This is a genomic window from Rhodococcus sp. IEGM1339, from assembly GCF_050321925.1.
Taxonomy (GTDB): domain Bacteria; phylum Actinomycetota; class Actinomycetes; order Mycobacteriales; family Mycobacteriaceae; genus Rhodococcus; species Rhodococcus pyridinivorans.
In genome coordinates, this window is the sequence record NZ_JBNQFT010000017.1 from 26,310 (window position 1) to 50,166 (window position 23,857).

The following is a 23,857-nucleotide window of genomic DNA, read 5'->3' on the forward strand; positions in this document are numbered from 1 at the left end:
CCTGTGATCCGGCCACCGCCCTCCGCCGGGAGGGGTGGTCAGTGAGTGAGCTGATCGACCAGTTCCGCCGCCGACTGCGCAGTCTCGAGCAGCTCCCCGACATGCGCGCGGCTGCCACGCAGCGGCTCGAGCGTCGGGATGCGCACCAACGATTCGCGACCGAGATCGAAGATCACCGAATCCCAGCTCGCCGCCGCGATATCGGCACCGAAACGGCGCAGGCACTCACCGCGGAAGTAGGCGCGGGTGTCCGAAGGCGGGGTGTGCACCGCATCGAGGACCTGCTGCTCGGACACCAGCCGCTGCATCGACCCGCGGGCCACGAGGCGGTTGTACAGGCCCTTGTCCAGGCGCACATCCGAGTACTGCAGGTCGACCATGTGCAGGCGCGGCGCCGACCAGGACAGTCCCTCGCGGTTGCGGAAGCCCTCGAGCAGCCGCAGCTTCGCGGGCCAGTCCAGCAGGTCGGCGCATTCCATCGGGTCGCGTTCGAGCAGATCGAGCACCATCGCCCACTTGTCGAGGATGTCGAGGATCCGCTTGTCCTCGGTGCCGTCGTGGAACTTCGCGACCCGCTCGTGGTAGATCCGCTGCAGCGCCAGACCTGTCAGCTCCCGGCCGTCGGCGAGCGCGACGGTCTTGCGCAGCGACGGGTCGTGGCTGATGTGGTGCACCGCGGTGACCGGGCGGGCGAGCTGCAGATCCGACAGGTCGATGCCGGCCTCGATCAGGTCGAGCACGAGCGCGGTGGTGCCGACCTTGAGGTAGGTGGACATCTCCGCCAGATTCGCATCGCCGATGATCACGTGCAGGCGCCGGTACTTGTCGGCGTCGGCGTGCGGCTCGTCGCGGGTGTTGATGATGCCGCGCTTGAGGGTGGTCTCGAGACCGACCTCGACCTCGATGTAGTCGGCGCGCTGCGAGAGCTGGAAACCGGGCTCGTCACCGGACTGGCCGATCCCGACCCGGCCGGAGCCGGTGATGACCTGCCGGGAGACGAAGAACGGGGTCAGGCCCGCGACCACCGCGGAGAACGGGGTCTCGCGGTCCATCAGGTAGTTCTCGTGGGTGCCGTAGGAGGCGCCCTTGCCGTCGACATTGTTCTTGTACAGCTGCAGTCGCGGCGCGCCGGGCACACTCGACGCGTGCCGGGCGGCGGCCTCCATCACCCGTTCCCCGGCCTTGTCCCAGATCACCGCGTCGAGGGGGTCGGCGACCTCCGGGGCGGAGTATTCGGGGTGGGCGTGGTCGACGTACAGGCGCGCCCCGTTGGTGAGGATCATGTTCGCGGCACCGACCTCGTCGGCGTCGATGACCGGGGCCGGGCCGTTGAACCGCCCCAGATCGAAGCCCCGCGCGTCGCGCAGGGGCGATTCGACCTCGTAGTCCCAGCGGGTGCGGCGGGCGCGCGGCACCCCTTCGGCGGCCGCGTAGGCCAGCACCGCCTGCGTGGAGGTCAGGATCGGGTTCGCCGATGGCTCGTTGGGTGAGGAGATCCCGTACTCGACCTCGATACCGATGATCCGCTGCATGCCCTCGAGCCTAGGCGATCCGGACGCTCACGGTCGTGACCAGCCTCGCCACCGGTCAGCGGTGCGGCTGCGGGGTGCAGTCCAGATAGCCGTGCGCCCCGATCGCCTGCAGCGCCACCCGGCCCGAGCGGCGCCCGCGATGCTCGACCACCGCGGTGCCCGGCAGCAGCTGCGCGAACGGGGTGGTGACCCGGTTGGTGACGATCTTGTTGAACCGGGCCAGGGTGCGCGGCAACGGCACGGTCGGTCCTCCCCCTGGATAGGCCGCGACGGCCGGACCTTCCGGAGGAGGGAAGGCGCGGCCGTCGCGGATCGATTGTCGCGGGTCGATTCCTACAGGTACTGGCCGGTGTTCGACTCGGTGTCGATCGCGCGGCTCGCGCTGGCGTTCTTGCCGGTGACCAGGGTGCGGATGTACACGATCCGCTCGCCCTTCTTCCCCGAGATCCGGGCCCAGTCGTCCGGATTCGTGGTGTTGGGCAGGTCCTCGTTCTCGGCGAACTCGTCGACGATCGAATCGAGCAGGTGCTGCACCCGCAGACCGGGCGCCCCGGTCTCGAGCACCGACTTGATCGCATACTTCTTCGCCCGGTCGACGATGTTCTGGATCATCGCGCCGGAGTTGAAGTCCTTGAAGTACAGGACCTCCTTGTCGCCGTTGGCGTAGGTGACCTCGAGGAAACGGTTGTCCTCGGACTCGGCGTACATCCGCTCGACGACCCGCTCGATCATCGCCCGCACGCACGCGACCCGATCGCCGCCGAATTCGGCGAGATCGTCGGCGTGCACCGGCAGGCTCTCGGTCAGGTACTTCGAGAAGATGTCCTGCGCGGCCTCCGCGTCCGGACGCTCGATCTTGATCTTCACGTCGAGGCGGCCGGGCCGCAGGATCGCCGGGTCGATCATGTCCTCACGGTTCGACGCGCCGATGACGATGACGTTCTCGAGCCCTTCGACACCGTCGATCTCGGCGAGCAGCTGCGGCACCACCGTGGTCTCCACATCGGAGGACACACCGGAACCGCGGGTGCGGAAGATCGAATCCATCTCGTCGAAGAACACGATCACCGGGGTGCCCTCGGACGCCTTCTCCCGGGCCCGCTGGAAGATCAACCGGATGTGCCGTTCGGTCTCACCGACGAACTTGTTCAGCAGCTCCGGGCCCTTGATGTTCAGGAAGAACGACTTCGCTTCCTTCGAATCGTCCCCGCGGGCCTCGGCGATCTTCTTCGCCAGCGAGTTCGCGACCGCCTTCGCGATCAGGGTCTTACCGCAACCGGGCGGGCCGTACAGCAGCACACCCTTCGGCGGGCGCAGCGAGTACTCGCGGAACAGGTCCTTGTGCAGGAAGGGCAGCTCCACCGCGTCGCGGATCTGCTCGATCTGCCGGCCCAGACCGCCGATGTCGCTGTAGCCGACGTCCGGGACCTCCTCGAGCACGAGATCCTCGACCTCGGCCTTGGGGATCCGTTCGAAGGCGTAGCCGGCCTTGCTGTCGACCAGCAACGAATCACCGGGGCGCAGCGTGAACGAGTTCTCGTCGTCGACGAGCAGATCGGTCTTGTCGTCGGCGGCGGCCGCGGCGAGCGGGGCGGCCAGCCACACGATGCGTTCCTCGTCGGCGTGCCCGACCACCAGCGCGCGGGTGCCGTCGGCGAGCACCTCCCGCAGGGTGGTGATCTCGCCGACGCGTTCGAAACCACCGACCTCCACGACGGTCAACGCCTCGTTCAGCCGCACCGTCTGACCGGGCCGGAAGGTGTCGAGTTCGAGATTCGGGGACACCGCGACCCGCATCTTGCGGCCCGAGGTGAACACGTCGACGGTCTGATCGTCGAACGTCTCGAGCAGCACCCCGTAGCCGCTCGGCGGCTGGGCCAGCCGGTCGACCTCCTCGCGCAGCGTGATCAGCTGCTGGCGCGCATCCTTGAGGGTCTCGAGCAGTTTGCCGTTGCGGACCGTGAGGGACTTGAGCCGGGCTTCGAGGTCGCGTACCTGATCGGACGGTTCGCCGAGCCGACGACGCAAGGTCGCCACCTCTGCGCGCAACTCTTCGATTTCGCGTGCCGCCGCAACCGCATCCGGCTTCTCTGACGAGCTCATAGCGACTCCCTCCACTGTCGGTCATTCCACGCTACCGGGACATCGCCCCACATGGGGGAGGACACGAAACAGTCGTGTTCCGAACATGTGTCGCGCGTGGGGCGCGCCATGGCGCCGCACCTCCGGCACGCTGTTAGGCTCCCCTAAATATCGTGCGTCGACCGTTTCTCTCGAAAGGTACTCCTCCGTGACCCCACGTCCAGTTCGCACACTCTGCGCCGCCACCGCGATCGCCGCCCTCACCGCCCTGACCGGCTGCAGCTCCGACGACGCCGGCGACGACACCGCTGCCACGACCAGCGCAACGACGACCACCAGCACCACCGTGACCGCCGCGGTCACCGTCGAGCAACTGCAGGAACAGATCGACGTGTTCTTCGACCCGGCCGCCACCACCGAGGACCGTGCCGCGGTCGTGGAGAACGGCACCGCGCGCACCGCCGTGCTCGATCAGTTCACCGGTGTGCTCGCCGGCTACCCGCTCACCGGCACCGTCGGCGAGATCACCACGGTCGACGCCGACACCGTCACCGCGACCACCGAGGTCGCCGGCCCGCACGGCGGCGCCCCGATGCCGCTGACCTTCGAGCAGATCGACGGCACCTGGGTCATCGCCGACGAGAGCGCCTGCTCGATCCTGGCCGCGGGCACGCTCAGCTGCGAATAACCCCTGTGGGTCGGCGTCGGCTCAGCCCTTGCTGGGCCGGCGCTGCGGCTTCGGGGTCTGCACCCCGTCCTGCAGGCGCCGGGCACTGACCAGGAACGCCGTGTGCCCCTGCATCCGATGCTCCGGCCGCACCGCCAGCCCCACCACGTGCCAGCCGCGCACCATCGACTCCCACGAACGCGGCTCGGTCCAGCAGGTCTGCTCCCGCATCGCCTCGACCACCCGCGACAGCTGCGTCGTCGTCGCCACATAGACGATGAGCACCCCGCCGGGCACCAGCGCCTTCTTCACCGTCTCGAGCACATCCCAGGGGGCGAGCATGTCCAGCACCACCCGGTCGACGCGGCCGTACTTCTCGACGTCGTAGTCCGCCAGATCCCCGAGCACCGTCGCCCAGTTCGCCGGGCGCTGCCCGAAGAAGGTGTCGACATTGCGCTCGGCGTATTCGAGATGGTCCTCGCGCACCTCGTAGGAGATCACCCGGCCGCTCTCGCCGACGGCGCGCAGCAGCGAACACGTCAGCGCGCCGGAACCGGCGCCGGCCTCGAGCACCGTCGCGCCGGGAAAGATGTCGCCCTCCTGCACGATCTGCGCGGCGTCCTTCGGGTAGATCACCTGCGCACCGCGCGGCATCGACATCACATAGTCGACGAGCAGCGGACGCAACGCCAGATAGGGGGTGCCGTTGGTGGAGGTGACCACCACACCCTCGTCGGTGCCGATCAGATCGTCGTGCAGGATCCCGCCGCGATGGGTGTGGAACTCCTTGCCCGGTTCGAGCACCACGGTGTACTTGCGGCCCTTGGCGTCGGTCAACTGCACCCGGTCCCCCACCTGGAAGGGTCCGCTGCGCCCGAGTCCGCCTACTGCCATCGCCGTGTCCACCTTCGTTCCAGCCCGCACCCGGGATCGGGCACGTGGGTCCGGCACCGTGTCGGACCCGCGTCCTAGCCTGCCAGGTGTGACCACAGCTGCGCCCACACCCCCCACCGACACGACGCGGCCGGTCGCCCTGTCCCCCTCCCGGGCCGCCGACTTCACCCGCTGCCCGCTGCTCTACCGCTTCAAGGCCGTCGACCGGCTCACCGCACCCCCGACCCGCGCCCAGGCACGCGGCACCGTCGTGCACGCCGCCCTCGAAGCGTTGTTCGGCCTCGACGGACCGGCCCGCACCGCCACCGCCGCGCAGACCCTGCTGCCCGACGCCCTGGCCCGGGTCCTCGCCGCCACCCCCGATCTGGGCGTGGACACCGACGACGCGGGGTTCCTCGCCGAGGCCGCCGCGCTGCTGGACACCTACTTCACCGTCGAGGACCCCACCGCGGTCACCGCCGACGGCTGCGAACTGCGGGTGGAGACCACCCTCGACGGCGACGTCCCGCTGCGCGGCATCATCGACCGCCTCGATGTCGACGCCACCGGTGCGGTGCATGTCGTCGACTACAAGACCGGCCGCGCCCCGTCCCCGCGCGGCGAGCGGGCGGCGCTGTTCCAGCTGAAGTTCTACGCGCTGATCGTGTGGCGGCAACGCGGCATCGTCCCGGCCTCGCTGCGGCTGCTGTATCTCGGCGACGGTCAGGTGCTGCACTACCGGCCCGACCCCGAGGAACTGCGCCGCTTCGAACGGATCGTGCGGGCGATGTGGGCGACGATCCGGCAGTTGCGCGCCAGCGGCGACTTCCGCCCCAATCCCGGTCCCGGCTGCCGGTGGTGCGATCATCGGGCATTGTGCCCGGCGTTCGGCGGTACCCCACCGCCGTATCCCGCCGACGGCGTTGCGACGCAATCGACACCGGGCGCGCCCCACCGCATCGAGCAGCAGGAGAATCCCGAGTGAGCGACGCCGCCTACTACGTGCCGGTCCCCCGGCCGACCACCCCCACCGGCCCGGTCGACGACGTCGAGATCGCGGTGTTCCGCCCCACCGAACACACCGTCAGCACCTGGGGACCGCACCTGCAGCACGGCGCCCCACCCTCGGCGCTGCTCGCCCGCGCCATCGACCGGCACCGGCCCCGCCCCGACACCCGCCTGAGCCGGCTCACCGTCGAACTGCTAGGCCCCGTCCCCCTCACCGACCTCGAGGTGCGCACCCACATCGAACGACCCGGTCGCCGCATCGAACTGGTCGTCGCCGAATTGTGGACCACCGCCCCCGACGGCACCGACCGCCCGGTGGCGCGCGGCACCGGCTGGCGCCTCGAAACCATCGACCTGCCGCAGGTCGCGCGGACCTCCGAAACCCCGCTGCCCGCCCCCGACCACTTCGAAGCCACCGCCCCGCACGTCTTCTGGAAGGGCGGCTACATCGACACCGTCGAATGGCGCATCATCGTCCCCTTCGGCGCTCCCGGCCTGTCGTCGGCGTGGGTGCGCAGCGAGATCGCCCTCGTGGAAGGCGAAACCCCCAGCGGGCTCGACCGGTTGATGAGCGTCGCCGACGTCGCCAACGGTGTCGGATCCAAACTCGACCCCCGCGAGTACACCTTCCTCAACACCGAACTGACCGTGCACCTGTTCCGCGCCCCCGAGTTCCGCGAACAGGACTGGGTGGGGATCGCCGCGGAGATGTCCGTCGGACCCGACGGGGTCGGCATGACCGCCGGTCTGCTCTACGACGAGACCGGCGCGCTCGGCCGCATCGCCCAGAACGTGCAGGTGCGGTCCCGCTGATCAGCGGGACCGCACCGGAAGATGGCGGGATCGGTGCGCGTCTATTCGGGGGCGCGCATCGCCCGGCACGAGCGGATGTTCGACGCGAGGATCGCGCGGGCACCGATCTCGGCGAGCCGGTCCATCACCGCGTTGTGGCCCTTGCGCGGCACCATCGCCCGCACCGCCACCGAATTCTCGTTCGCCAACGGCGAGATCGTCGGCGACTCGAGACCGGGCGTGACCTGCACGGCCTGCTCGAGCAGGTGCTTCGGGCAGTCGTAATCGATCATCACGTACTGCTGCGCGAAGACCACACCCTCGAGACGGGCGATCAGCTGGTTGCGGGCCCGATCCGAGCGATCCGAATCCTCCCGCTCGATCAGCACACCCTCCGAATCGCACAACGACTCGCCGAAGGCGACGAGATCGTGCTGCCGCAACGTCCGGCCCGAGCCGACCACATCGGCGATCGCGTCGGCGACCCCGAGCTGGATGGAGATTTCCACCGCACCGTCGAGCCGGATCACCTCGGCCTCGATGCCGCGGGCGGCGAGATCACGACGCACCAGATTCGCGTACGAGGTGGCGATGCGCAGACCCTGCAGATCCTCGACCGACCAGTCGCGGCCCTTCGGCGCGGCGTACCGGAAACGCGAGGACCCGAAGCCCAGCGACAACCGCTCGGTGACCGGAGCCCCCGAATCCATCGCCAGGTCGCGGCCGGTGATCCCCAGATCCAGCTCGCCGGAACCGACGTAGATCGCGATGTCCTTCGGCCGCAGGAAGAAGAACTCGACGTCGTTGACCGGGTCGATGACCGTCAGATCCCGCGAGTCGGTGCGCCGACGGTAGCCGGCCTCCTGCAGGATCTCGGCGGCGGACTCGGACAGCGAACCTTTGTTGGGGACTGCGACGCGCAGCATGACGGATTGGGTCCTTTCGAACGACGAGCAGAAGCGAGGAAGGGATCTACAGGGGGCACGGACGGCGGCACCGGCACAGCGGGCCACCGGCCGTCACAGATGCTTGTAGACGTCCTCGAGCTTCAGACCCCGCCCCACCATCAGCACCTGCACCCAGTACAGCAGCTGCGAAATCTCCTCGGACAGTTCCTCGTCGGACTGGTACTCGGCGGCGATCCACACCTCACCGGCCTCTTCGAGTACCTTCTTGCCCTGGAAATGCACGCCGGCGTCCAGGGCGGCGACGGTGCCGGAGCCCTCGGGGCGGGTCGCGGCGCGTTCGGACAGCTCGGCGAACAGGGAATCGAAGGTCTTCACAGGGGTCGATTGTTTCATGCCCCGCCACCGGCCCCACAGCCAGGACACCAACCCTCGCTCAGAACTCGAGTTCCCGCCCGCTGACGAACCGCCGCTCCACCCCGCTGATCGGATCGGTGAACTCCAGCGACCGCGCCAGCAACCGCAGCGGATCGGTGAAATCGTCCGCGGCGCGCCGCCGGAACCACGGATAGAAGTTGTCCCCCACGATCGGCACCCCCAACGACGCCAGATGCAGCCGCAGCTGGTGGGTGCGACCGGTGCGCGGGAACAACCGGTAACGGGCCAGCTCCCCACGCCGCTCGACCAGCTCGATGCGCGTCTCCGAATTCGGTTCGTCGGCGAACTGCTCGGCCGTCGGCTCCCCGTGCCGCTTGACGATCCGCGTGCGCACCACCTGCGGGAACGACAGGTCGGACCGATAACCGGCGACCGCCTCGTACACCTTGCGCACCCGCTGACGCTCGAACAGCTCCTGATAGGGCCGCCGCCATGCCGGATCCGTCGTGCACAGCAGCACCCCGGCGGTCATCCGGTCGAGCCGGTGCACCGGCACCAGATGCGGCAACTCCAGCTCGCGCCGCAACCGCACCACCACCGACTCGCGGATGTGCGCTCCGCGCGGGATCGTCGCCAGGAAATGCGGCTTGTCCACCACCACGAGACCGTCCTCCCGATGCAACACGCGCACCGGGAACGGCACCGGCACCTCCGGCGGCGGATCGCGGTAGAAGTACACGAACCGCGTCGGCTGATACGGCGTGCACGCATCGACGCGGCGGCCGTGCTCGTCGACCAACTCTCCCGCCCCCATGTGCGCCGCCCAGTCCTCCTCGGGGTGGCCGGCCTGCAGGAACTCGACGATCGTGGCCGCGTCGGCATCGGCGGGCATCCGGATGCGGTCGGGGCCGAGCCCGTCGCGCACCGGCAGCGGTGCAGCACGCACCGGTCTACGCCTCCACGAGGTCCGGGACGCAGCCCTCGCACACCAGAGTCAACTCCCGGCCGTGGAGATCCGGATGATTCCGGTACCGCGAGGTCGGCGTCCCGCACAGGGTGCAGCGGCCGATCACCGGCGCCTCGGCGCTGAACTCGACGTTCATCCGCCCGTCGAAGACGTACAGCGAACCCTCCCACAGGCCCTCGTCTCCGAAGGTCTCGCCGTAGCGGACGATGCCTCCGTCGAGCTGGTAGACCTCTTCGAACCCGCGATTGCGCATCAACGCCGACAGCACCTCACAGCGCACCCCACCGGTGCAGTAGGTGACCACCGGGCGGTTCTTGAGATGGTCGTAGCGTCCGCTGTCGAGCTCGGCGACGAAATCGCGGGTCGTGGCGACATCCGGCACGATCGCATCCCGGAACCGGCCGATCTGCGCCTCGAAGCGGTTGCGGCCGTCGAAGAACACCACCTCGTCGCCGCGCTCGGCGACCAGCTCGTGCACGCCGTGCGGCGACAGATGGGTGCCGCCGTCGACGATGCCGTTCTCGTCGACCTTCACCTCGTCGGGCACCCCGAACGTCACGATCTCCGGACGTACCTTCACCGACAGCCGCGGAAAGTCGTCGCCGGTGCCGTCGGACCACTTGATATCGGTGTCCTTGAAGGCCGCATAACCGCGCAAGCCACGCACGTACTTCTTCACGTCGGCGATGTCACCGCCGACGGTGCCGTTGATGCCGTGCTCCGAGATGAGAATCCGCCCGGTCAACCTCAGCGACGACGCGAGGGTGTGCTGCCACAACCGGATCGCCTCCGGGTCGGGCAACGGGGTGAACTTGTAGAACAGCACGATCTTCGGGACCGCCACCTCAGGGCACCCCCGCACCGTGCAGCTCGTGCAGATCCTCGGCGCTCAACCCCTCGAGTGTGGACCGGAACACCCGCCGCTCCGAGCCGGGCACATCCACCAGTGACGGCACCACCAGCACCGTGCACCCGGCCGCATCCGCCGCGGCCGCCCCGGTCGGGGAATCCTCCACCGCCAGACACTGCGCCGGATCCAGACCGAGCAACTCCGCAGCCCGACGGTAGGGCGCCGGATCGGGTTTGCCGGCCGGCACCTCGTCGCCACACACCGAATGATCGAAATGCTCACGGCCCAGGGTCGCGAGGGCCACCTCACACAACGCCCGCTCGGTGTTGGTCACCAGCACCGACCGCAGTCCCGCCTCGCGGACGGTGCGCAGCGCGGCCTGCGCGCCGGGCCGCCACGTGAGCCCGTCGGCGAACAACCGGCCCATGTAGTCGGTCAGCCACGCCGCCGCAGCCGCCGCCTCGTCCGGGGTCGGTTCCAGACCCAACCCGGCGAAGGTGCGCAGCACCGCCAGATCCATCGGCCCCCCGATCGTGGAGATGCGGGTCTCGTCGCTCATCGGCCCACCGAGATGCAACGACAACTCGTGCATCCCGATGTCCCACAAGCGTTCCGATTCGAGCAGGGTGCCGTCCATGTCCCACAGCACCGCCCGCAGCGCACCGGTCTGCACCGCGAGCGGCGCCTCCACCCGATCAGACATTGAAGTACTTCGCCTCCGGGTGGTGCAGCACGAACGCATCGGTGGACTGCTCGGGATGCAACTGCAGCTCCTCCGACAGCTCCACCCCGATCCGCTCGGGTTCGAGCAGCTCGACCAGTTTGATGCGGTCCTCGAGATTCGGGCACGCGCCGTAACCGAACGCGAACCGGGCACCGCGGTAGGCAAGCTTGAAGTACTCCGCGACCTCCTCCGGATCCTCGTCCGCGGCCGTGCCGCCCTCGGCGAACGCCAGCTCCTGCCGCACCCGCCGATGCCAGTACTCGGCCAGCGCCTCGGTCAGCTGCACACCGATGCCGTGCACCTCGAGATAGTCGCGGTACGAATTCGACGCGAACAACTCGTTCGCGAAGTCCGCGATCGGCTGCCCCATCGTCACCAACTGGAACGGCCACACATCCACCTGGCCCGACGCGAGCGCATCCTCCCGCGACCGCACGAAATCGGCGATGCACAGGAACCGCGAACGCTGCTGCCGCGGGAAGGTGAACCGGTAACGCTCGGGAGCATCCGGGCGCGGCTCGGTCAGCACCACCACGTCGTCACCCTCGGACACCGCCGGGAAGTAGCCGTACACCACCGCCGCGTGCTGCAGGATGCCCTCGGTCGCCAACCGGTCCAGCCAGTACCGCAACCGCGGCCGGCCCTCGGTCTCCACGAGCTCCTCGTAGCTCGGGCCGTCGCCACCGCGCTGCCCGCGCAGGCCCCACTGCCCCAGGAACAGCGCACGCTCGTCGACCAGCGCCGCATAGTCGGCCAGCGGGATGCCCTTGATCACCCGGGTGCCCCAGAACGGCGGCGTCGGCACCGGCAGATCCTTCGCGACGTCACTGCGCTCGGGGATCTCCGCCGGCGTTTCCGCGGCCTTGCGCTTCTCCGCGATCCGCTTGCTGCGCTCGTGCCGCTCCTTGCGCTCGGCGGCCTTGCGGGCGGCCTCGATCGCCTCCGGACTGTCCGGCGCCGGACCCTCACCGCGCTTCTCGGCCATGACCCGGTCCATCAGCGACAGACCCTCGAACGCATCGCGCGCGTAGGACACCTTGCCCTCGTAGACCTCCGCCAGATCGTTCTCGACGTAACTGCGGGTCAGCGCCGCACCACCGAGCAACACCGGGAACTGCTCCGCGACCCCGCGGGAGTTGAGCTCCTCGAGGTTCTCCTTCATCACCACCGTCGACTTCACCAGCAGACCCGACATGCCGATCACATCGGCGCGCTTGTCCACCGCCGCGTCGAGGATCGTCGCGATCGGCTGCTTGATGCCGAGGTTGACCACCTCGTAGCCGTTGTTCGACAGGATGATGTCCACGAGGTTCTTGCCGATGTCGTGCACATCGCCCTTGACCGTCGCCAGCACGATCCGGCCCTTGCCCTCGTCGCCCGTCGACTCCATGTGCGGCTCGAGGAACGCCACCGCGGTCTTCATCACTTCGGCGGACTGCAGCACGAACGGCAACTGCATCTGACCCGACCCGAACAGCTCACCGACAGTCTTCATGCCCGACAGCAGCGTGTCGTTGATGATCGCCAGCGGCGGGGTGGTCCTCATCGCCTCGGTCAGATCGTCCTCGAGACCGTTGCGCTCGCCGTCGACGATGCGCCGCTCGAGCCGCTCGAACAGCGGCAACGCCGCCAGCTCCTGCGCCCGCGACTCGCGTGCCGACGCCGCCGACACCCCCTCGAACAGCTCCATCAGCTTCTGCAGCGGGTCGTAACCCTCGCTGCGCCGGTCGTACACCAGATCCAGCGCGACCTGCCGCTGTTCCTCCGGGATCCGCGCCATCGGCAGAATCTTCGACGCGTGCACGATCGCCGTATCCAGACCCGCCGCGGTGCACTCGTTCAGGAACACCGAGTTCAACACCTGCCGCGCCGCCGGATTCAGACCGAACGACACATTCGAGATGCCCAGCGTGAAGTGCACCTCCGGATGCGTCTCGTGGAGGCGGCGGATCGCCTCGATCGTCTCGATCGCATCGCGCCGCACCTCCTCCTGACCCGTCGAGATCGGGAAGGTCAACGCATCGACGATGATGTCCTGCGGCGACAACCCCCACCGACCGGTCAGATCCGCGATCAACCGCTCGGCGATGCGCACCTTGTGCTCGGCGGTGCGGGCCTGGCCCTCCTCGTCGATCGTCAACGCGACCACCGCCGCGCCGTGCTCGACGACGTGCTCCATGATCCGCTCGAACCGCGAACCCGGACCGTCGCCGTCCTCGTAGTTCACCGAGTTCACCGCACACCGACCACCGAGATGCTCGAGACCCGCCTTGATCACGTCCGGCTCCGTCGAGTCGATCATGATCGGCAACGTCGACGACGTCGCGAACCGCGACGCCAGCTCCGCCATGTCCGCCGCCCCGTCACGCCCGACATAGTCGACGTTCAGATCAAGCATGTGCGCACCGTCGCGGATCTGATCCTTCGCGATGTCCAGGCACTTCTGCCAGTCCGCGGCGAGCATCGCCTCCCGGAACGCCTTCGACCCGTTCGTGTTGGTCCGCTCACCGATCATCAGGATCGACGCGTCCTGCTCGAACGGCACCGAGGTATACAGCGACGACACACCCGGCTCCGGCTGCGCGGCGCGCGGCGCCGGCTGCACCCCCCGCACCGCCGCCGCAACCTGCCGGATGTGCTCGGGGGTGGTGCCGCAGCAGCCACCGACGAAGGTCAACCCGTACTCGGAGACGAAACCTGCCAGGGCCTCGGCGAGCTCCTCCGGCTGCAGCGGGTACTCGGCGCCGTTCGCGCCCAGCACCGGCAGACCCGCATTCGGCATCACCGACACCGGGATCGTCGCGTGCTGCGACAGATACCGCAGGTGCTCGCTCATCTCCGCCGGACCGGTCGCGCAGTTCAACCCGATCAGGTCGATGCCGAGCGGCTCGAGGGCGGTCAGCGCGGCACCGATCTCGGAACCGAGCAGCATCGTGCCGGTGGTCTCCACTGTCACGTGGGTAACGATCGGGATCCGGCGACCGGCCTGCTCCATCGCCCGCTTGCTACCGATGATCGCGGCCTTCGCCTGCAACAGGTCCTGACAGGTCTCCACCAGGATCGCGTCGGCACCACCGTCGAGCATGCCCAGCGCCGCCTCACCGTAGGCGTCGCGCAGCGCAGCGAACGGCGCGTGGCCGAGGGTGGGCAGCTTCGTACCCGGACCCATCGACCCGATCACCATCCGGGCCATGCCGTCGGCGCCGGGACCCATCTCGTCGGCGACCTCGCGGGCGAGGCGGGTACCGAGCTCGGACAGCTCACGGATGCGGTCGGCGATGTCGTAGTCGGCGAGGTTGGGCAGGTTGCAGCCGAAGGTGTTCGTCGAGACGACATCGGCGCCGGCCTCGAAGTACGCCCGGTGGATCCCCCGGATCACATCGGGACGAGATTCGTTGAGGATCTCGTTGCACCCCTCCAAACCGCGGAAGTCGTCGAGCGACAGATCCGCGGCCTGCAACATGGTGCCCATCGCCCCGTCTCCGATGACAACGCGCTGGCTCAGCGCATCGAGCAGGACAGAATGAAGTGGGGTGGACATGCCCTTCAGACTAGTGGGCGCCCGGATCGGGCCGGGTCGTAGGCTGGACGAGTGAGTACACCAGAGTTTCCCGAGACCCCGGACCAGGACGTCCCCGTCCTGCGCGATCCGGTGCTCGTCGCCGCCTTCGAAGGGTGGAACGACGCCGGCGACGCCGCCAGCGGCGCCGTCGAACACCTCGAGTTGATCTGGGACGCCGAGCCGTTCGCGGAGCTGGACTCCGAGGAGTACTACGACTACCAGGTCAACCGGCCGCAGGTGCGGCTCGTCGACGGGGTCACCCGCGAGATCGACTGGCCCACCACCCGGCTGTCGCTGTGCTCCCCGCCCGGCAGCGACCGCGACATCGTCCTCCTGCACGGCATCGAGCCGAGCATGCGCTGGCGCAGCTTCTGCGACGCCATCATCGAACTCGTCGACGAGTTCGAGGTCCACACCGTCGTCCTGCTCGGCGCACTACTCGCCGACACCCCGCACACCCGCCCGGTCCCGGTGACCGGCACCGCCTACAGCTCCGAGGCCGCCGAACGCTTCAAGCTGCAGACCTCCCGCTACGAAGGACCCACCGGGATCACCGGCGTGCTGCAGGACGCCTTCGTCCGCGCGGGCATCCCCGCGGTGTCGTTCTGGGCGGCGATCCCCCACTATGTGTCCAACCCGCCGAACCCCAAGGCCACCGTGGCGCTGCTGCGCCGCGTCGAGGACGTCCTCGACCTCGAGGTGCCCCTTGGCGAACTCCCCCTCCTCGCCGAGGAGTGGGAACAGACCGTCACCGACATGATCGAGGACGACGAGGAGATCGCCGAGTACGTGCGCACCCTCGAGGAGCGCGGCGACGCCGAGGCCGAGGAGGACATCTCCGAGGTCATCGCCAAGATCGACGGCGACGCCCTCGCCGCCGAGTTCGAACGCTATCTGCGGCGACGGGGCCCCGGCGGCTTCAACAAGTGAGGGATCTGCGCGAACCGCTGCAGCGCACGGCGCTGTACGCGGGCGGCTTCCTCGGTCCCTTCGGCGGCAGTGTCGTCGTGTCGATGCTGCCGGAGATCGGCGCCGACACCGGTGTGTCCACCGGCACAGCCGCGACGACGGTCACCGCCTATCTCGGTGTGTTCGCCGCCGCGATGCTGTTCTCCGGCACGCTCGGCGCACGGTGGGGACGCGTCCGCACCGTGCGCACCGCCTATCTCGTCTACGCGGCGGTCTCGATCGCCGCGGCGCTGGCGCCGACCTTCTCGGTGCTCATCGGCACCCGCATGCTGCAGGGCGCGGCCAACGCGTTCACCACTCCGCTGCTGCTCGCGGCGCTGGCCGTTATCACCCCGAAGGACAGGCTCGGCCGCGCTCTCGGATTGTTCGGGGCGATGCAGGCCGCCGGCCAAACCGTCGCCCCACTGATCGGCGGTCTCGCCGCCGAGGTGAGCTGGAGATGGGCGTTCGTCGTGCTTGCCGGCGCCGCGCTGCTCCTGGCGCTCGCCGGCCTGCCCGAATCGGTGCGCGACGACCCGTCCGGTACCACTCGGGTCCGACTGCGCGACGCGCTGACCCCGCGCGTCCTGCGTATCGGGCTGGTCGCATTGCTCGGTTGGGGTGCGCTCGGCGGACTCGGATTCCTCCTCGCCTTCCGGGTCGAGGACGACTTCGGGTTGTCCCCGTCCGAACGCGGCGTGGTACTCACCGTGTTCGGACTCGCCGGCATCCTCAGTTCCCGGCCGGTCGGGATGCTCATCGACCGCGTCGGTGCCCGCGCGATCGTGCTCATCGGCACGGTGAGCGGCGCAGCGCTGGTGGTGGTCGTCGGTACCGTCCCGTGGCTCGTCGTGCTCGGCGTCGCGTGGTTCCTGGCAGGTATCGCTTCGCAGTTCATCCTCGTCGGGGTCAACGCCGCGGTGCTCGGTGGGCCGGGCGGCAACCGCGGTGGCGCGGTGTCCGTCGTGCAGGCCTTCCGCTTCGGCGGTGCGGCCTTCTCCCCTCTCCTGCTGACGCCGGTGTACGGCGCCGACCCGGTCCTCGCGTTTCTGCTGCCTGCCGCGCTGCTCGGTGTGCTCGTTCCCCTGGCCATGACTCGACGCCCTGAGGCATCGAGCCGCTGACACCGACGTTCTCCTGGCAAGTTTGGTGGTTGGTAGCTGGTGCCCCGCTGTGTGGTGAGTAGGTCCTGAAGGAGGATAGATTCTGATTTTCTATGATTTCCGTATTACTCAGAATATCTCCAAGAGCTCCCGAACCGGTCCCGCAGTCGCCTCAGACCGAGCGTCTCTCCCATCCTCGCCCACCCGGCGTCCGGCCGGTCCACCGCTGGAACGCCACCGAGAAGCTCGACGCATCGGCGTAGCCCAGACGGTGCGCCACCCTCTCCACCGGCAGGCCCGCATCCAGCAGCTCCCCCGCCATCGTCCCCCAGCGTCTCGGCCACGATCGCCCGGTACGAGGCCCCCCTCCTCCCCCAGCGTCTCGGCCACCTGGTCCTGCGTGGGGCCCTCCGCGGCCCGGCGCAGCAGCACTTCCCGCACGCGGGCGCCGAGCTCGCCGTGGTTCTGTCTGCGCTGCAGCAGCACTTCCCGCACGCGGGCGCCGAGCTCGCCGTGGTTCTGTCTGCGCTGCAGCAGTTCCGCGCACTCCCGCAGCAGTACGGCGGCGGCCTCCGGGCTCGTGGTCGGCATGGGCCGGTCCAACGCCCGCGCGTCCACTACCACCGCATGCGTCGACGCCGTCGTCTTCACCAGGAACCCCCGGTCGCGAAACACCGGCGCGATCCGCTCACCGAGCGATTCGGCCACCTCGATGCGACGGATCTCGGACGGCTGCCCCCACAGCGCACCCCAATGGGCGAGGATCCCCGGGACGTCGCGCTCCAGCAGGAAGCCCCGCAGCTGCGCCGGCACGTGCCGGTCGTCGAGGCAGAAGCGGACTTCGTCGCCCGCATACTCCAGGGCGGCGCGCGAGAAGGCGAAGGTGAGATCGAAGAAACGGGTGCCCACCTCGATGCCGTCGCGCACCGTCGCACAGCTCATCAGGGCGTAACCGAAGATCCCGTGCACCGCCGCCCGGATCGATGCGCGCTTCGGCACCACGGTGTTCCGGTGGCCTCTGGACGTCACCGACCGAGGATCCTTCGACGAATTCCTCAGCCTGGCCCACATGGAGTTCGGCGGGATCGACGTGCTCGTCAACAACGCCGGCATCATGCCCACCGGCGCGTTCCTCGAGGAGACCGACACGGTCACCGACCGGCAGATCGACATCAACGTCCGCGGTGTGATCTTCGGTTCGAAGCCGGCCGCGGCGCGGTTCACCGAACAGGGCTACGGACACATCGTCAATCTCGGCTCCGTCGTGGGCATCGAAGGCGCCCCCGGCCTCACGGTGTACTCCGCGACCGAGCACGCCGTGATCGGCCCGGACGAGGTCGCCGCCGCGATCGTGCAGGTGATCGCGACGGCTCGTCCCGGCCTGCGGTACGTGCCCCGCACGGCGGGCGCGATCCTCGGAGCGCGGAAGGCGGTGCCGGAAGCGACCCGTCACCGCATCACCGCGGCATTCGGTCTGCAGTCGCTGGCACTGAACACCGACGAGACCGCGCGGGCGGCCTACCGTCGGCGCACCGAGGCTCCGAACCAGGCAGCGGCCGGCGAGGACTCGGCGGCGAAGAATCCCTCCGGCAGCGCACGCTGATCCGACGCGCGCTGCCGACCGGGGCTCAGTCTCCGGTCGGCAGCGCGCGCAGCGAGCGCACCGTGGCGTCGACGGCGCGAGCCGCCTCGGCGCCCTTCTTGACGAAGTGCCGCGTGAAGTACTCGACGTGCTCGTCGTGCTCGTGGAAGTTGTGCGGGGTGAGCACGACGGAGAAGACCGGCACATCGGTGTCGAGCTGGACGCGCATCAGGCCGTCGATCACCGCGGTGGCGACGAAGTCGTGCCGGTAGATGCCGCCGTCGACGACCAGCCCCGCCGCGACGATCGCATCGTAGCGCCCGGTCTTCGCCAGTCGCTTGGCGTGCAGCGGGATCTCGAAGGCGCCGGGGACCTCGAAGAAGTCCAGGGCGTCCTGCGAGACGCCGAGGCGGGTGATCTCCTCGGTGAAGCCTGTACGTGCCTGCTCGACGATGGTGCGGTGCCAGGTCGCCTGAACGAACGCGATGCGCCCGGTGATGTCGGTCATGGTCACGAAACTAGCGCATGCCGCGTCATAGTTTGCGGTGCGGGAGAGGGGCTGTTCCGCCCTATGGGATTTCGATTATTTCTCTTTTCCGTCATGCACAGAGTGACTACGGTGATGAATGTGACACAGTCGGCTCCCGCCCCCGAGAACACCATCGGTCCCCGCCCCGAGCGGTACATCGACATCTACCGTCGCGCCACCGCCCGACTCGAGGCGTGCCTGCCGCTCGGCTGGTCGCTGTCGAGCGACCGCCCCCGCTCCCCCGAGGCACCCACCCGGATGCTCGTCTCCGCCCCCGACGGCGACACCGTGTCCTTCTCCGTGGTCGCCTCCCGAGGTGTGCTCTCCGGCGACGTCGCGCGCATCGCCGCCGACCTGTCCGACTCCGACCGCGGCTTCGTGTGCGCCCACTATCTGTCCGATCCGGTGCGCCGCCAGCTCGACCGGCACGGCATCTCCTACGCCGACGCGACCGGCAACCTCTCGCTCGTCGCCGACCGCCCGGCGGTGTGGGTCCGCGACCGCGGCGCCGACGCCGACCCGTGGCGCGGCCCGGGCCGCCCGTCCGGGGTGCTCACCGGCGAACCGTCCGACCGCGTGGTGCGCGCACTCGCCGATCACGTCGGGGAGATCTCCGTCCCGGAACTGATCAAGCTGTCCGGCGCGTCCACCGGCGCGACCTACCGCGTCGTCGAGGTGCTCGTCGAACGTGAGCTCGTGCGCCGGGTCCCGCGCGGCCCGATCGTCGAGGTGCGCTGGGAACCGATGCTGCGGGCCTGGGCCGCCGAACGGAAGGTGTGCGCGGTCCGCCGGTTCACCGCCCCCGAGGGCGTCACCGCGACCCGCGCGCGACTGGCCGAACGCATCGACATCCCCTACGCGCTGACCGGCGTCGGCGCCACCGACTACGCGGCCCCGACGCTGCTCGAGGTCTACGCCGATGACCCCGACGACTTCGCCGACAGTCTCGGACTGCGCCCGGTCGAGCACGGCGGCGACGTCGTGGTGGCGATCCCCTGGTCGCCGGTGGTCTTCGAACGGATGGACCGTCGCAGCGGACTGCGCCGTGCCGCCGTCTCACACGTCTACGCCGACCTGCTGACCGGCCCGTTCCGCAACGACGATGCCGCCGAACACGTCCGCTCCCGGCTCACCGCGGACGAGCACTGGCGACGCCCGGTCCGCTGACCGCTGCATCCGGCCGATCCCCCTCCCCGGATCCACGGCCGAGCCTTTCGATCTTTGTGTACGGTGCGAACCATGACGGGTCGCCGCGACGACAGGAGTACCGATCAGATGACCGCGCCGCGCACCGTGGAGGACCTACCGTCGGCACTCGACGGCGCCGCTCTGTCCGATCGTCTCGCGGGCCGCCGGCCCGCGGTCTTCCTCGACTACGACGGTGTGCTCACCCCGATCGTCGCCCGTCCCGAGGACGCGGTGTGGTCGGATGCCATGCGCCGCACCGTCCGTGAACTCGCCGACCGCGTGTCGGTGTGCATCGTCACCGGCCGCGACCGCGACGTCGTCCAGCAGCTCATGGGGGTCGACGATCTCGTCGTCGCCGGCAGCCACGGTTTCGACATCTGGAGCCCCACCCACGGGCAGATCGCCCACGACGTCCTCACCGACTTCACCGATCTGATCACCGAGACCACCGAGACCCTGCGCACCCGCCTGGACGGTCTCGACGGTGTCGGCATCGAACCGAAGCGCGCGTCGGTTGCCGTGCACTACCGGCAGGCCTCCCCCGAGGTGCACGACCGGGTGGGTGCGATCGTCGAGACGCTGTTGCAGGAGAACCCCGACCGGCTCGCCGTGGTGCCGGGAAAGATGGTCTACGAACTCAAACCGGCCGTGGACTGGAACAAGGGCAAGGCGGTCCTGCACCTGATCGAGGTCCTCGGTCTCGCCTCCGACGACGTCGTGCCGCTCTATCTCGGCGACGACATCACCGACGAGGACGCCTTCCGGGCGTTGCGGGGTCGCGGCATCGGGATCCTCGTCGGCAGCCCCGACGACCCGGAGATGGCCGGACGCCGCACCGACGCCGAGTTCGTCCTCGCGTCGGTCGACGACGTCGAACGTTTCCTGTCGGCCCTGGGCAGATGACAGCGCCGCCGGGTGACAGCACCGCCGGACAGTTCGTGTCGAGTACGACCCGCCAGGAGGTTCGCGTGTACGACCCGGAGTTCACCCTCGACTACGACGGTTTCGATCCAGACGACGAACCCCTGCGCGAAGCCCTGACCTCGACGGGCAACGGCTACTTCTGTTCACGCGGCACCGCCGAGTGGGAAGACATGGGCGAGGTCCATTATCCGGGGACCTACGCGCATCGTTGCTACAACCGCGAGACCACCATCATGGGTGGCAGCCCGGTCCTGAACGAGGATCTGGTCAACCTCCCGAACTGGCTCGTGCTGAAGCTGCGCATCGACGGCGCCGAGGCGATCCGCCTGGCACAGGTGGAGATCCTCGACTACCGGCACGTCTACGACATCCGCACCGCCACCGTGGTCCGCGAACTGCGGTTCCGGGATCGGCACGGCCGCGAGACGTCGCTGTGCAGCAGGCGGTTCGTGAGCATGGAGCATCCGAACCAGGGGGCGCTCGAATGGTCGCTGACCCCGGAGAACTGGTCGGGGCGGGTCGAGATCGTCACCGCCCTCGACGGCCGGGTCTCCAACCGCGCCGTGGCCCGCTACCGCGATCTCGAGGCACGGCACCTCGATCCGGTCTCGCCGCGCACCTACGGCCCCGAGACGATCGCGCTGAAGGTGCAGATCCGCCAGTCCGACACCTACATCGCCCAGGCCGCCCGCACCCGGGTGTTCCGGGAGGGCTCGTGCGGGGCGATGCTCGTCGACCGCGATCTGTACCAGATGGAGGACTACATCCAGCAGGTCCTCTCCTTCGACATCGCCGAGGGCTCGACGGTGCGCATCGAGAAGATGGTGGCGATGTTCACCTCCCGCGACGACGCGATCACCGAGCCCCTCGCGTCGGCGGGCCGGCACGTGTTGCGCTATCCGGATTTCGCCGAGGCGTACGACGAGCACGTCGCGGCCTGGGACGAGTTGTGGGACATCTGCGACATCCGGCTGCCGCGGGAGCCGCGCGCGCAGTTGCTGTTGCGTCTGCACGTCTCGCACGTGCTGCAGGTCTGCTCACGGCACACCGCGCGCCTCGACGCGGGAGTGCCGGCGCGCGGACTCAACGGCGAGGCTTATCGCGGGCACGTGTTCTGGGACGAGATGTTCGTCTATCCCTTCCTGAACATGCGGGTCCCCGAGATCACCAAGGGACTGATCCTCTACCGTTACCGCCGGTTGGGCGAGGCGCAGGCCGCGGCGAGCGAGGCCGGTTACCGCGGCGCGATGTTCCCCTGGCAGAGCGGCAGCGACGGCACGGAGGAGACCCAGACGGTGCATCTCAATCCGATGTCGGGGCAATGGGATCCGGACTTGAGCCGGAACCAGCGTCACGTCAGCGCCGCGATCTTCTACAACGTGTGGCACTACTACCAGGCCACCGACGACGTCGACTTCCTCGCCGACTACGGCGCCGAGATGATGCTCGAGATCGCGCGGTTCTGGGCGTCGATCGCGCACTACAACCCCGACCGGGACCGCTACGAGATCCACGGCGTGATGGGCCCGGACGAATTCCACGAACGGTATCCGGGAGCCACCGAGGGCGGTCTGCGCAACAACGCGTACACCAACGTGATGGTCGCGTGGATCGCGGCGCGCGCCCTGGACGTCTTCGAGGTGCTGTCGAAGAGCCGGCGCACGGCCCTGCGGGCCCGGTTGCGAGTCACGGACGAGGAACTGCGCACCTGGTCGGAGATGAGCCGGAGAATGTTCGTGCCCTACCACGACGGGGTGATCAGCCAGTTCGAGGGCTACGAGGATCTCGAGGAACTCGACTGGGAGCACTACCGCACGAAGTACGGCAACATCGGTCGGATGGACCGCATCCTGCGCGCCGAGGGCCGCGACCCGGATGCCTACAAGGTCGCCAAGCAGGCCGACACGGTGATGCTGTTCTTCCTGTTCGACGATGCCGAGTTGCGCCAGGTGTTCGAGCAGCTCGGTTATCCCTACGATCGCGACCTCGTGCGCCGCACCGTCGACTACTACGACCAGCGCACCTCGCACGGCTCGACGCTCAGTCACGTGACGTTCGCCGGTGTGCTCGCCACCTTCGACCCGCAGTCGTCGTGGCTGCGGTTCAAGCTCGCGCTCGAGAGCGATGTCAGCGACCTGCAGGGCGGCACCACCAAGGAAGGCATCCACATGGGGGTCATGGGCGGCACCCTCGATCTGGTGCAGCGCTACTACGTCGGTGCCCGCGCGTACGGCGACGTGCTCGTCTTCCGGCCCAAGCTCGTCTCGCACCTCGACGGGGTGTCGTTCTCCATGCGGTACCGCGGCACTCCCCTGCGGGTGCGGATCGACGGCGACAAGCTGTCGGTGCGCGCCGAGACCGAGGGCTTCCGGGTGCCGGTGCAGGTCGCGGTGGACGGCGAACTCGTCGAGCTCGGCGCCGGCGAGTCGCACGAGTTCCGGCTCGCCGCCGTCCCTGCCTGACCGCGAGGAGGACATCGTGCCCGAGACGCAGTCGCGGTTCCGTGCGGTGATCTTCGACGTCGACGGGGTGCTCGTCGATTCACCGCACGAGACGGCGTGGCGGGAAGCGCTGGCGGAGTTGATGACCGGCGACTGGCGCGACCTGCAACCCGAGACCTCCTGGACCGACGACGCGTTCACCGCGGCGGTGTACCGGCAGGTGCTGTCGGGTCGGCCGCGGATGGACGGCGCCCGCGCCGCGCTCGAATACTTCGCGGTGCCCGACGCCGAGCGCCGCGCGGTGGACTACGCCCAGCGCAAGCAGGCCCGGTTGCTGCGGTTGATCGACGAGCGCCGGTTCCGCGCCTACGACGACGGGGTGCGCTTCGTCGCGGCGGTGCAGGCGGCGGGGATCGCGGTGGCCGCGGCGTCCTCGTCGAAGAATGCCGGGCTGTTCCTGCGGGCGGTCCCCGCCCACGACCGTCCTGGCGAGACGCTGCTCGACCGGTTCGACGCGGATCTGTCCGGCCGCCCGGTCGCCCACGGCAAACCCGACCCGGAACTGTTCCTCACCGCCGCCGACGAACTCGAGGTGCCCGCCCAGGCGTGCGTGGTCGTCGAGGACGCGATCAGCGGGATCCGGGCGGCGAAGGCCGGCGGCATGTGGGCGCTCGGTGTCGCCCGTTTCGACGACGCCGCCGACCTCGAGGACGCGGGCGCCGATCTGGTGGTGACCTCCCTCAACGAGGTCGACGTCGACGCCTTCACCGCCGGGCGACTGGCCCGCCGCGGATCGGTTTGA

The 23,857-nt window shown here is 69.1% G+C and carries 21 protein-coding genes and 2 pseudogenes; 10 read left to right on the forward strand and 13 right to left on the reverse strand.

Annotated features, from left to right (window positions below; translation table 11 throughout):
- Window positions 1-38 precede the first annotated feature (38 nt).
- From dop to arc, 3 genes and pseudogenes are all read right to left on the reverse strand, one after another.
- Window positions 39-1,532 (reverse strand): depupylase/deamidase Dop, encoded by a 1,494-nt coding sequence (gene dop / locus ACQR3U_RS15760; protein ID WP_006552172.1) that lies wholly within the window; start codon window positions 1,530-1,532, stop codon window positions 39-41.
- A 118-nt stretch (window positions 1,533-1,650) separates the two neighbouring features.
- Window positions 1,651-1,773, reverse strand: a pseudogene (locus ACQR3U_RS15765) (nitroreductase family deazaflavin-dependent oxidoreductase); the annotation flags it as partial.
- 92 nt (window positions 1,774-1,865) lie between these two features.
- Window positions 1,866-3,635: a proteasome ATPase gene (gene arc, locus ACQR3U_RS15770; protein WP_428692129.1), complete on the reverse strand. Its 1,770-nt coding sequence runs from the start codon at window positions 3,633-3,635 to the stop codon at window positions 1,866-1,868.
- Window positions 3,636-3,822: 187 nt separating this feature from the next.
- On the opposite strand from arc, the gene ACQR3U_RS15775 reads away from it, so the two are divergent.
- Window positions 3,823-4,302: a hypothetical protein gene (locus ACQR3U_RS15775; RefSeq protein ID WP_033098348.1), complete on the forward strand. Its 480-nt coding sequence runs from the start codon at window positions 3,823-3,825 to the stop codon at window positions 4,300-4,302.
- 21 nt (window positions 4,303-4,323) lie between these two features.
- Here ACQR3U_RS15775 and ACQR3U_RS15780 read toward each other — a convergent pair whose 3' ends face one another.
- Window positions 4,324-5,175 carry a tRNA (adenine-N1)-methyltransferase gene (locus tag ACQR3U_RS15780; RefSeq protein ID WP_230810848.1) on the reverse strand — a complete coding sequence of 284 codons (852 nt, stop codon included), beginning with the start codon at window positions 5,173-5,175 and terminating at the stop codon, window positions 4,324-4,326.
- A gap of 88 nt (window positions 5,176-5,263) precedes the next feature.
- On the opposite strand from ACQR3U_RS15780, the gene ACQR3U_RS15785 reads away from it, so the two are divergent.
- Together ACQR3U_RS15785 and ACQR3U_RS15790 are read left to right on the forward strand one after the other, a co-directional pair.
- Window positions 5,264-6,139, forward strand: coding sequence for a RecB family exonuclease (locus tag ACQR3U_RS15785; protein WP_033098346.1), 876 nt, complete (start codon window positions 5,264-5,266; stop codon window positions 6,137-6,139).
- Window positions 6,136-6,975, forward strand: a complete 840-nt coding sequence (locus tag ACQR3U_RS15790; RefSeq protein ID WP_019289519.1) for a thioesterase family protein — start codon at window positions 6,136-6,138, stop codon at window positions 6,973-6,975. Before ACQR3U_RS15785 ends, ACQR3U_RS15790 begins: the two co-directional genes overlap by 4 nt.
- 41 nt (window positions 6,976-7,016) lie before the next feature.
- Here the strand turns inward: ACQR3U_RS15790 and hisG are convergent, their stop codons facing one another.
- The 6 genes from hisG to metH form a co-directional block, all read right to left on the reverse strand.
- On the reverse strand, window positions 7,017-7,880 hold the full coding sequence (hisG, locus tag ACQR3U_RS15795; protein WP_006552165.1) for an ATP phosphoribosyltransferase: 864 nt from the start codon (window positions 7,878-7,880) through the stop codon (window positions 7,017-7,019).
- A 93-nt stretch (window positions 7,881-7,973) separates the two neighbouring features.
- Window positions 7,974-8,255: a phosphoribosyl-ATP diphosphatase gene (locus tag ACQR3U_RS15800; protein ID WP_170318512.1), complete on the reverse strand. Its 282-nt coding sequence runs from the start codon at window positions 8,253-8,255 to the stop codon at window positions 7,974-7,976.
- A 40-nt stretch (window positions 8,256-8,295) separates the two neighbouring features.
- Window positions 8,296-9,183 carry a pseudouridine synthase gene (locus ACQR3U_RS15805; protein ID WP_039586093.1) on the reverse strand — a complete coding sequence of 296 codons (888 nt, stop codon included), beginning with the start codon at window positions 9,181-9,183 and terminating at the stop codon, window positions 8,296-8,298.
- A gap of 4 nt (window positions 9,184-9,187) precedes the next feature.
- Window positions 9,188-10,048, reverse strand: a complete 861-nt coding sequence (locus tag ACQR3U_RS15810; RefSeq protein ID WP_230810849.1) for a rhodanese-related sulfurtransferase — start codon at window positions 10,046-10,048, stop codon at window positions 9,188-9,190.
- Window position 10,049: 1 nt separating this feature from the next.
- Window positions 10,050-10,757 carry an HAD family hydrolase gene (locus tag ACQR3U_RS15815; RefSeq protein ID WP_230810850.1) on the reverse strand — a complete coding sequence of 236 codons (708 nt, stop codon included), beginning with the start codon at window positions 10,755-10,757 and terminating at the stop codon, window positions 10,050-10,052.
- A complete protein-coding gene (gene metH / locus ACQR3U_RS15820; RefSeq protein ID WP_033098342.1) occupies window positions 10,750-14,319 on the reverse strand; it encodes a methionine synthase in 3,570 nt (1,189 codons plus the stop codon). Before metH ends, ACQR3U_RS15815 begins: the two co-directional genes overlap by 8 nt.
- 51 nt (window positions 14,320-14,370) lie before the next feature.
- On the opposite strand from metH, the gene ACQR3U_RS15825 reads away from it, so the two are divergent.
- Both ACQR3U_RS15825 and ACQR3U_RS15830 read left to right on the forward strand, forming a co-directional pair.
- A complete protein-coding gene (locus tag ACQR3U_RS15825) occupies window positions 14,371-15,270 on the forward strand; it encodes a PAC2 family protein (RefSeq protein WP_006552160.1) in 900 nt (299 codons plus the stop codon).
- Complete coding sequence (locus ACQR3U_RS15830; RefSeq protein WP_230810851.1) at window positions 15,267-16,412, forward strand: MFS transporter; 1,146 nt, start codon at window positions 15,267-15,269, stop codon at window positions 16,410-16,412. The genes ACQR3U_RS15825 and ACQR3U_RS15830 overlap by 4 nt, the downstream gene beginning before the upstream one ends.
- A 151-nt stretch (window positions 16,413-16,563) precedes the next feature.
- Here the strand turns inward: ACQR3U_RS15830 and ACQR3U_RS15835 are convergent, their stop codons facing one another.
- Window positions 16,564-16,713 carry a helix-turn-helix domain-containing protein gene (locus ACQR3U_RS15835; protein ID WP_112320168.1) on the reverse strand — a complete coding sequence of 50 codons (150 nt, stop codon included), beginning with the start codon at window positions 16,711-16,713 and terminating at the stop codon, window positions 16,564-16,566.
- Window positions 16,714-17,039: 326 nt separating this feature from the next.
- Window positions 17,040-17,507 (reverse strand): annotated as a pseudogene (locus ACQR3U_RS15840) (AraC family transcriptional regulator ligand-binding domain-containing protein); the annotation flags it as partial.
- Between ACQR3U_RS15840 and ACQR3U_RS15845 the strand changes: the two are divergent.
- Window positions 17,395-17,994: an SDR family NAD(P)-dependent oxidoreductase gene (locus tag ACQR3U_RS15845; RefSeq protein ID WP_230810852.1), complete on the forward strand. Its 600-nt coding sequence runs from the start codon at window positions 17,395-17,397 to the stop codon at window positions 17,992-17,994. The pseudogene ACQR3U_RS15840 and the gene ACQR3U_RS15845 overlap by 113 nt on opposite strands.
- Window positions 17,995-18,019: 25 nt before the next feature.
- Here ACQR3U_RS15845 and ACQR3U_RS15850 read toward each other — a convergent pair whose 3' ends face one another.
- A complete protein-coding gene (locus ACQR3U_RS15850) occupies window positions 18,020-18,481 on the reverse strand; it encodes a 6,7-dimethyl-8-ribityllumazine synthase (RefSeq protein WP_230810853.1) in 462 nt (153 codons plus the stop codon).
- Window positions 18,482-18,595: 114 nt separating this feature from the next.
- Here ACQR3U_RS15850 and ACQR3U_RS15855 point away from each other — a divergent pair, with 114 nt between their 5' ends.
- From ACQR3U_RS15855 to ACQR3U_RS15870, 4 genes are all read left to right on the forward strand, one after another.
- On the forward strand, window positions 18,596-19,669 hold the full coding sequence (locus ACQR3U_RS15855) for a helix-turn-helix domain-containing protein (RefSeq protein WP_230810887.1): 1,074 nt from the start codon (window positions 18,596-18,598) through the stop codon (window positions 19,667-19,669).
- 72 nt (window positions 19,670-19,741) lie between these two features.
- Window positions 19,742-20,593 carry a trehalose-phosphatase gene (gene otsB, locus ACQR3U_RS15860; RefSeq protein WP_230810854.1) on the forward strand — a complete coding sequence of 284 codons (852 nt, stop codon included), beginning with the start codon at window positions 19,742-19,744 and terminating at the stop codon, window positions 20,591-20,593.
- Window positions 20,594-20,658: 65 nt separating this feature from the next.
- Window positions 20,659-23,076, forward strand: coding sequence for a glycoside hydrolase family 65 protein (locus ACQR3U_RS15865; RefSeq protein ID WP_230810855.1), 2,418 nt, complete (start codon window positions 20,659-20,661; stop codon window positions 23,074-23,076).
- 16 nt (window positions 23,077-23,092) lie between these two features.
- Window positions 23,093-23,857 (forward strand): HAD family hydrolase, encoded by a 765-nt coding sequence (locus tag ACQR3U_RS15870; protein WP_230810856.1) that lies wholly within the window; start codon window positions 23,093-23,095, stop codon window positions 23,855-23,857.

What these genes read in the sequence shown, in the direction of transcription:
- metH (WP_033098342.1), bottom strand. Translation starts at nt 14,319, where the DNA reads ATGTCCACCCCACTTCATTCTGTCCTGCTCGATGCGCTGAGCCAGCGC.
- arc (WP_428692129.1), bottom strand. Translation starts at nt 3,635, where the DNA reads ATGAGCTCGTCAGAGAAGCCGGATGCGGTTGCGGCGGCACGCGAAATC.
- ACQR3U_RS15815 (WP_230810850.1), bottom strand. Translation starts at nt 10,757, where the DNA reads ATGTCTGATCGGGTGGAGGCGCCGCTCGCGGTGCAGACCGGTGCGCTG.
- dop (WP_006552172.1), bottom strand. Translation starts at nt 1,532, where the DNA reads ATGCAGCGGATCATCGGTATCGAGGTCGAGTACGGGATCTCCTCACCC.
- ACQR3U_RS15835 (WP_112320168.1), bottom strand. Translation starts at nt 16,713, where the DNA reads ATGGCGGGGGAGCTGCTGGATGCGGGCCTGCCGGTGGAGAGGGTGGCG.
- ACQR3U_RS15855 (WP_230810887.1), top strand. Translation starts at nt 18,596, where the DNA reads ATGAATGTGACACAGTCGGCTCCCGCCCCCGAGAACACCATCGGTCCC.
- ACQR3U_RS15800 (WP_170318512.1), bottom strand. Translation starts at nt 8,255, where the DNA reads ATGAAACAATCGACCCCTGTGAAGACCTTCGATTCCCTGTTCGCCGAG.
- otsB (WP_230810854.1), top strand. Translation starts at nt 19,742, where the DNA reads ATGACGGGTCGCCGCGACGACAGGAGTACCGATCAGATGACCGCGCCG.
- ACQR3U_RS15850 (WP_230810853.1), bottom strand. Translation starts at nt 18,481, where the DNA reads ATGACCGACATCACCGGGCGCATCGCGTTCGTTCAGGCGACCTGGCAC.
- hisG (WP_006552165.1), bottom strand. Translation starts at nt 7,880, where the DNA reads ATGCTGCGCGTCGCAGTCCCCAACAAAGGTTCGCTGTCCGAGTCCGCC.
- ACQR3U_RS15780 (WP_230810848.1), bottom strand. Translation starts at nt 5,175, where the DNA reads ATGGCAGTAGGCGGACTCGGGCGCAGCGGACCCTTCCAGGTGGGGGAC.